Below are 7,416 nucleotides of genomic sequence, written 5' to 3' on the forward strand. Positions count from 1 at the left end.
CTTTCGGAAGCTTATCTGGCAAGTAGCCGCCTTGGCTTTCCGTCTTAGTGGTCAATCCCGCTTCGTGCTGGATATAGACTCAACGCATTGTGATACTTTCGGTAATCAAGAACGGTCCGCCTTCAACGCTCACTATATGGCCTATGGATATCACCCTCAGGTTGTATTTGATCAAGAGTCCGGGTTGCTCTTAGACGCCTTGATGCGCCCTGGCAATGAGTACACCGGCAAGGAAGCCGATAAGTTCGTCGAGACAACTTTTTCGCGCCTATCGGCGCTCCCTCAAAGCACCAGCGTCATCATTCGAGGCGATTCGGGGTTTGCTGCGCCAAAATTTTACGAGATGTGCGACACACATGGCGTCGACTTTTTGGTTCGACTCAAGGCAAATTCAAAGCTTGGGAAGCTGGCAGAAACGGCCTTAGTGGATTGTCCTCCAAAATATGAAGAGAGCAAATGCGTCTACCACGAATTCAAGTATCAGGCCGCGTCATGGGGTAAAGCTCGCCGTGTTATCGTATGTTCTACTCATACGGCAGATGAGCTAGTTCCCTGGAACCACGCATTCGTAGTGACCAGCCTGGCCTCCGAGGCTCCAGAGACTTTGTTCAAGACCTATAGACAGCGGGGCAATGCTGAGAACCAAATTAAGGAGCTGAAATGCGGGTTTGGCTTTGACAAAACAGACAGCTCAACTTTTGCACGGAACACTGCACGAGCCTTGATCACCGGTATTGCCTATAACCTGGTTCAGCTCTTTAAACAGCTCTTTGTCTCGGAAGACCGTCGTTCAACCATCTCCTCGCTACGGTTCAGTCTCTTTCACATCGCCGGTAGGATTACTTGGCACGCCCGTCGTGTGGTGATTCATCTTGCTTCTAACTATGTTTACAAGAACTGGTTTAGTCGGCTCATGGACGAAGTCCATCAGTTGGCGACCTGAACTGAATAACTGAATAGGTCGTGCGTCGATCCGAAAACTGGGTCGGTCTGTTCGTGGTGCATCGATCACCAACTTCTCTGCTCATTCAGTATTCGCAACGCTCCAAACGTTGCTTTCAGACCGGCCAGATGCGATTTCATGTCCCAAATACCGAGGTGAATAATCCAGGATAAAATTGTAAAAGTATAAAGGTATATCGAGTCCAAGGCGTATTCGCTAGTACCATGGTACTACAGTACCTTAGTGCCGTTTGCCGTTGAGGCCTTGAGTAAACCGGGAAATATCCCTTTAGGGAAACGGGGATATTTCTCTATTTCCCTTTTTTTAGTTTGCGTTTTGGTGAAGTCACCCAAAGGGAAGTTGGCGATCCGCATGGGCCTGTCTGATTGGTAGTCACCGGCAAAGCCTGGTGGCTATCAATAGCGATATACCTTCAGTCAGTGTTCGCAATATGTGTAAACGTGCAGCATGCCGGTGTCTCTTGGCTTGCCGGCTCAGCCTGATTGTCTGCCAATTCGTGGTAGGCTTGCAACCTAGCTGAGCAATAGTCTATGACAGGACCGGCTTTAGGCATTTTAGGGAAATATCCCCTTTGGGAAAAAGGGATAAGGGGAAAAAGCACTTTTGGGAAAACTCTTACGCTAAGGTTTAAAGATTCTCACGGAGAACAGTGAAACGACGTGCGTCTGATTCTGAGAAGTTTTTTGTGTACTGATCAAGCAGCATTTGAATCACTTCGTAGTCAAAGCTCAGGCTATCCATCTGCTTAACGACGAGCAGATCCTTATACGTTTCTGCAGAAATTTTGATGCTTTTCTTTTGGTTATCAGTCTTGTTCTTGGAAACTTTCGTAGATTTAGTTGAAACGCGCTGCTCTTCAGCGGTTTCTTGGAAGCTTTGTTTCGGCTGTACTGCGCCTTGAACCTTCCTCTTGAGTAGGTTTGGTTTGTGATTTGTGTCTGCCATGTGTTTCCTCCTATTTAATTACTTCACGTAGCATTCCGAGTCGAGTCAACATTTCATCTGTAACCTTTTGATATAAATCTAACACTCGTCGATCGTAACGATCCTTATCGGTGATGCCGTTGATTGGAAATCGTTTGATCCGAGCCATCTGCGGCACGATAGTAGAAAACACGTTGTCTTCCCCGAACTCTTCCTTCGCCGTCGCAATAATGGTCTGATCAACACCGCTACGCGCGTCATGTAACATTGGTAATACACCAATTACTTCAAGGCCTACGTCGTATTTGTCATTGAGCCTTTGAAGCGTCTTTACGAACTCTTCGGCCCCTGAGAGTGAGTCATCATGCGTTTGTAGACTGATGATTGCATAATCGCTAAACATGACCGCGTTGTTTGTAACCTCTATCGAGAACGGTGGCACGTCAAGAAGGATAATGTCATAGTCAGGTTTTAGAGGATCAAAAAGCGGCTTCAAAAAATGAGTTTCCTCAAAGTCGGTGTTCGCGTGTCGATATAAATACTTGGTGAAGTCTTGGAAGTCGATATAGGACGGTAGAAGGTAAAGATTTTCGAGGATCTTTACTGGTAGTTGAGATAAATCCTTTTCTTGAACGCCAAGCATCAGGGTTTTGTCAATTGATTCCACGTTTTCAGACTCTCTACTTCGGGTTAAGACTAGAGTCTTTGTAGCGTTGGCCTGAGGATCAAGATCGGCTACCAACGTTTTCAACCCCATCTTAGCAAGCGTGTATGCAATCAGATAAGTGTTAGTTGTCTTACCTACGCCGCCCTTTTGATTGCCAATGACGATGGTGACTGCTTCTGGGGCAGCCTTGATATTCTCAACTACCCTACGGATTTCCTTATCCATATGTTACGCCTCATTTCCCTTTTTCTAAGTTAACCCTAGTCTAGGTCTTTGACGTGAAAAGGTCAATAGGGAAATGGGGAAAAAGGGAAATATAGCAATTGGGAAATAGAAATAAAGGGAAAAGGAGAAATAGGGAAAATGCGAAATGTCGAAATGAGAAACGGGTATACTGGATTTTTTACAGCCCTCAAATCCTTGATTCAACTGCATTTTGACTGCTACGAGAATCCAAATAGGGAAAAGGGGAAATATCTCTTTTTAGAAATAGGGAAACTAAGAAATAGGGAAAGAGGGATTTAACCATTTAGGGATTAAGGGAAATAGGGAAATAGGGAACTCAAATATAACTCTTGCGATTTTGGCGCGTCTGTCGTATCCTACGGGTGTACCTGATGGTACGTGTTTGTAGGAATATGAACAAAAAAAGAGACCGGTTGCAGCCGGCCTCGAAAATATTATCATCCTGTTTAGAAGGATCCAGAATGCTTGTCTACTCCGTCAAAAGTATTTGACAGGCACTCTTATTTGCATATACCTCGCCTCTCGGCTATACTCGCATTGTAACACGAATATAGCTAAGTGCAAGACTACTCACTGCCAATCAGTAGCCTCTGCACTCCTTCCACTAGCAGGATGGGCGAGATCTCGAACTCGCGTATCCTTTTTTTCGTACCTCGGCTAGGAAAGGAGTAGTGCAGATGAGTAATGCAGCACAGCTAATCACTGAAATTCTACATAACGCTTTACCATTACGACGTGCTAAAGGAAGTCGTTTGGCTATTTCTCACTGTTCCGTCACTGCTGCTGCCAAGACTGGAGCCGTCTTTATCGTCAATCATAAGGACCAGCTTCAGGATGCTCGCGGCCTAGTCGTGACCTCGCAAGAAGCCATCCTGGATCACGAAGGTGCGTCGCACTGGACTCCGAACCTTTTCCGCTACGGGACGTACTCCAAGGCTGGAGCTATGATTGGCCACTCTGAAGACAATCTAAAGGCTATCAATGCCTTTGTCGTCGATGCCGACTGGCCTGCCGATAAGCGCCCGGATCCACTGCAACTGGATGAGTCTTTGTTTTGGATTCAGCTAACAGATCGCTACATGCTGATGCCAACAGCTATTCTAGCAACACCTCGCGGGTATCAAGCCTACTACGTGCTCACTAACCCGGTATGGATGAAGAAGCAAGAAGATGGCTATATGCCGGCCTTAGCTGCCGCCAAGCATGTGAGCGAAGCTATTCGCACTACCATCGCTGAACGGATCCCACAGGTTGATACTGGGGCAAACCACTTCGGCTTTTTCCGTATGCCGCGGGTCGGAAACCTGGTGCACTATGAGCCAGGACTGACGACCAGCTTCAAAATGCTGCTGAAATGGTCAAAAACTGAGCACTCCGTGTCTGAGGTTGGCGCTGAGAAGCGTGAGAGCGTTGGCTTCCAGGCGCAGACCCGTACTGGGTGGTTCAAGGCGCTCTCACAAGCACAGATTCCATGTGCTGAGCATACCGGGTATGGCCGCAACAACACACTACTGACGCTTTGCCTGGCCATGTATGGATCCAAGCAATCGCTGGATGAATGCTATTACTACGCCGATGAGTGGAACATGCATCAGAAGCAGCCACTGCCTGTACGTGAGGTCCACAGCATCGTCAAGTCGGCCTACTCTGGTAAGTATGCTGGGGCATCGACGGCCTATATCACTGAGCTGGTCGCCGAGTATGCACCGTATGCCCAGGGGAAGCTAACAGCTAACCGCTGGACCAAGTTCGCCAAGCCTCGTGCTGAGCGACAATACAGCCACCTGTGGGAGTGGGGGCAGGATCTATTACACCTCGTGGAGTCCAGTGAGGCATCAGAGCGGGTGAAGGGACATGCCTTCTTCACTAGTGCCGTCCTACAAGACATTCTTGGTATCAAATCCCAGTCGCTGACGCGGCTTTTGAATAAGCTGGCCGCCCAGGGCGTCTTTTCTGTGCGCCGGGTGCGAGGCCGGGCCGGAGGCATCTACATTGCTACGGCTCGCATGATTGCGGAGTTCGTGAAGCAGAGTAAACAGAATGCGGCTGTACATGCGCCAAGTGACCTGGTCGCGAACGTACAGCGATTGCTGCGGATCGGAAGTCGCAGCGATTCTAAGCCACAGACGTTTCAATTCGAGGCGCCGCCAGGCCCCGCTGCACGCGGATTTTAAATATGCCAATTGCCTTAACAATATCTAGTACCGTCTCTCCTTTGTCCTTTTTCGAGCTGTTGCGTTCGTGAGAATGATTCTTAGTTCTTGTCACAAATTTCACTTAGCTGTATACTTTAGTTGCGAACAGGTGTTCGTTTTTGCGAGTGGGTAGCTGTTCGTATGTCTGGGTTCATGGCCGGTATAGGGCGTCTTTTCTGATGGTGGAGCGGTATCAAATAAAATTTGGTTTATGGTTGACAAGGCTTGTCATGTTGGATATGGTTGTGTCGGATAAACAAGTCGAATAGTATCATGAGGAGCTGTCGAACGTTGTTCGGTGGCGACAAAAAAAGAGGAGTCAACTCTCGGCCAGGGCTACCAACCCAAGCGTCAACGAGCTGAAACTCCACGTGGTCTGAACACGTGGATTCTCCCCTTTGCTAACGTAGTTACAGTACGCCAGCGAATATATTCTACCAGTTTCCCGCGGGGTTTCCTAGCGAAATCCCCACGAAGACATAGCAGATGAAAACGCGACCTACATAGCTACGCAGACGCAGAGGGAAGTTTCCACAACGGAAACTTCCCTCTTTTTGTCGTTATTGATGAGCGCTCGACGCTCAGGGAGGAGACATCATGCAGCTGAGTAAAAAAGACGTGATCCGATACTCGCATAAGGTCTCTGTCTTCGGAGGAGATCGTAATTACGTCAATGTTGGGCGTGGTGAGTTCGCTGTTGTGGAGGGTGGCGTGCTCAAGGCCTGGATTGATATCGATCATCTGTATAAACAGATTAGGCGGGTCGCGAGTTCCAATGGGGCAGTGATTGGCAAGCGTAATCGTTTTGGAGAGCCTTTAACCCGTGTTCGTTTCTAACCCGTTCTAGCAAATTTGCGTGCGCTGTTTGCACGATTGACCTTTGACATATGAATAATCGTCCGTCCCGCTTTGAAGAAGGCAAGAGTCTTGGCACTGCGGTTTCTGCGGGTATCTACGATTCGGACGTTAAGCTGCGCCACTGTAGTTGGTGGTTAGCGGCAAACCGCAGCTGGTTATGTACAGCACACCCGCCTAGTCGTAAGGCGAGACATTGGGTTCTGATCGTCGTGGTTCTTCTTCACGACCAGGCCCTCAACTACATCGTATGGGGTGTCATTGACGGGTAATGAAGATGCGGCGCTGCTTATGCAGCAGGGTTGACGGGGCAGAGCCAAAAACCGTCGTCGTTGGTCATAGACCATAAGGTTCAAGCAACTTCCAGCCTAAAAGTTGTTAAAATTCGGGCGTTAAACAAAAAAATAACTGGGTAAACACCCACCTGTGCGTGTAAGCGCGCAGGCAAATTTGCTAGAAACTAGAATGTGGAGATGATATTTATGTTAAGCGAATCTATCCAAGGCGTGGCCTTTCAAGGGCGGCGTTATTCGCCATCAGATACCTACACTGCTGCTGTCAGTCGCTTACTGGATTATGTCCGGGGTCATGGCGGCCGGGCCACGATGGAGTCGTATCTCCTGTGGCGAAAGAACCGTCAAGATCCGGTGCTTCGTAATGAACGGCTGGCGCTGGCAGCAATCAAAACACATTGTTCAGTTCTTGACTTCGGTGTCACTGTTGATAAGCAAGGGCACTGCGTCACGACGCTCACAATCAGAGAACCCCGCCAGGGCAGCAAGGTATGAGACCTTGAAAAAACAACAGAAGGATATTGTTGAAAGAGTGAAAGGACTGAGCATTACGAAGAAGCGGATATTTAACGGATTAGGGCAGCCGATTAGATGCCTTGAATCAGGGATTAGGTATCGGATGGTCGACCATGGCTATTACACAACCGCGCTTAAGCCAGGCGAAGTAGACTCAATTCGACCTGTGATCCCGCGAGAGGAAGAACGGTACATTGCGCTAAAACTGAACCTTAAACGTATCAAGTGAATTTTAGTGTAAACTACAGATGTGGAAAATATGATGGAGATAGGGGAGAGAATAATGAAAAAATCAACGATTGCGGGTGCAAGCCTTATTCTACTGACTGCACTGACGCTGACTGCTTGTGGGGGCAAGCAGGATGCTAAGACTGCAGCTAAGGACAGCAAGGAGATTGCCGTTGAGACCTTGGCTAAGGACGTGCAGGGGCTATTCACCAACAAGAAGTATGAGCTTCCAAGTAAGCACGTCACTGAGGCTAAGGTCGCTGCTGCAAGCAGTACAAGAAGGTCTACAAGCTCCGGGGTGATCTGACTAAGGCGCAAAAGAAGACATTGAAGTTAAGCAAGAATCGCATTGCCGCTATCAAGCAGGTTGTGGCGATTCAAGCCGGTATTAAAGCTGCACTGGGTGACAAGCAGGTAATCACGGATGCTAAGTACGACAACACGAATTTGTCCGCGCAATATGACGCCATTGCGAAGACATTGCCAAAATTTGCCAAAACCATTAAACCTAATGTTGATTTAATTGAT

At 48.2% G+C, this 7,416-nt stretch carries 8 protein-coding genes; 6 read left to right on the top strand and 2 right to left on the bottom strand.

Annotation, left to right across the window (positions count from 1 at the left end; genetic code table 11):
• Positions 1-943: IS1380 family transposase (locus tag EKM90_RS12405; RefSeq protein WP_125583079.1), on the top strand; the 943-nt coding region annotated here is incomplete at its 5' end.
• A gap of 648 nt (positions 944-1,591) precedes the next feature.
• Here EKM90_RS12405 and EKM90_RS12410 read toward each other — a convergent pair.
• Positions 1,592-1,909, bottom strand: a complete 318-nt coding sequence (locus EKM90_RS12410; protein ID WP_125583082.1) for a hypothetical protein — start codon at positions 1,907-1,909, stop codon at positions 1,592-1,594.
• A 10-nt stretch (positions 1,910-1,919) separates the two neighbouring features.
• Positions 1,920-2,780 (bottom strand): ParA family protein, encoded by an 861-nt coding sequence (locus EKM90_RS12415; RefSeq protein ID WP_125583084.1) that lies wholly within the window; start codon positions 2,778-2,780, stop codon positions 1,920-1,922.
• A 698-nt stretch (positions 2,781-3,478) separates the two neighbouring features.
• Here EKM90_RS12415 and EKM90_RS12420 point away from each other — a divergent pair.
• The 5 genes from EKM90_RS12420 to EKM90_RS12440 all read left to right on the top strand — a co-directional run.
• Positions 3,479-4,975, top strand: coding sequence for a primase C-terminal domain-containing protein (locus tag EKM90_RS12420; protein ID WP_125583086.1), 1,497 nt, complete (start codon positions 3,479-3,481; stop codon positions 4,973-4,975).
• A gap of 618 nt (positions 4,976-5,593) precedes the next feature.
• The gene (locus tag EKM90_RS12425) at positions 5,594-5,833 is read left to right on the top strand and encodes a hypothetical protein (protein ID WP_125583088.1); all 240 of its coding nucleotides are present in this window, start codon (positions 5,594-5,596) and stop codon (positions 5,831-5,833) included.
• Positions 5,834-6,333: 500 nt separating this feature from the next.
• The gene (locus tag EKM90_RS12430) at positions 6,334-6,639 is read left to right on the top strand and encodes a hypothetical protein (RefSeq protein WP_125583091.1); all 306 of its coding nucleotides are present in this window, start codon (positions 6,334-6,336) and stop codon (positions 6,637-6,639) included.
• Positions 6,640-6,943: 304 nt separating this feature from the next.
• Entirely contained in the window at positions 6,944-7,195 is a 252-nt protein-coding gene (locus EKM90_RS12435) for a hypothetical protein (protein ID WP_125583094.1), read from the top strand.
• Positions 7,196-7,215: 20 nt separating this feature from the next.
• Positions 7,216-7,416 (top strand): hypothetical protein (locus EKM90_RS12440; RefSeq protein WP_164507996.1); only part of this gene is annotated, 201 nt, incomplete at its 3' end.

It is taken from the genome of Lacticaseibacillus suibinensis (assembly GCF_003946175.1).
Lineage (GTDB): Bacteria > Bacillota > Bacilli > Lactobacillales > Lactobacillaceae > Lacticaseibacillus > Lacticaseibacillus suibinensis.

What these genes read in the sequence shown, in the direction of transcription:
- EKM90_RS12410 (WP_125583082.1), bottom strand. Translation starts at nt 1,909, where the DNA reads ATGGCAGACACAAATCACAAACCAAACCTACTCAAGAGGAAGGTTCAA.
- EKM90_RS12415 (WP_125583084.1), bottom strand. Translation starts at nt 2,780, where the DNA reads ATGGATAAGGAAATCCGTAGGGTAGTTGAGAATATCAAGGCTGCCCCA.
- EKM90_RS12420 (WP_125583086.1), top strand. Translation starts at nt 3,479, where the DNA reads ATGAGTAATGCAGCACAGCTAATCACTGAAATTCTACATAACGCTTTA.
- EKM90_RS12425 (WP_125583088.1), top strand. Translation starts at nt 5,594, where the DNA reads ATGCAGCTGAGTAAAAAAGACGTGATCCGATACTCGCATAAGGTCTCT.
- EKM90_RS12430 (WP_125583091.1), top strand. Translation starts at nt 6,334, where the DNA reads ATGTTAAGCGAATCTATCCAAGGCGTGGCCTTTCAAGGGCGGCGTTAT.
- EKM90_RS12435 (WP_125583094.1), top strand. Translation starts at nt 6,944, where the DNA reads ATGAAAAAATCAACGATTGCGGGTGCAAGCCTTATTCTACTGACTGCA.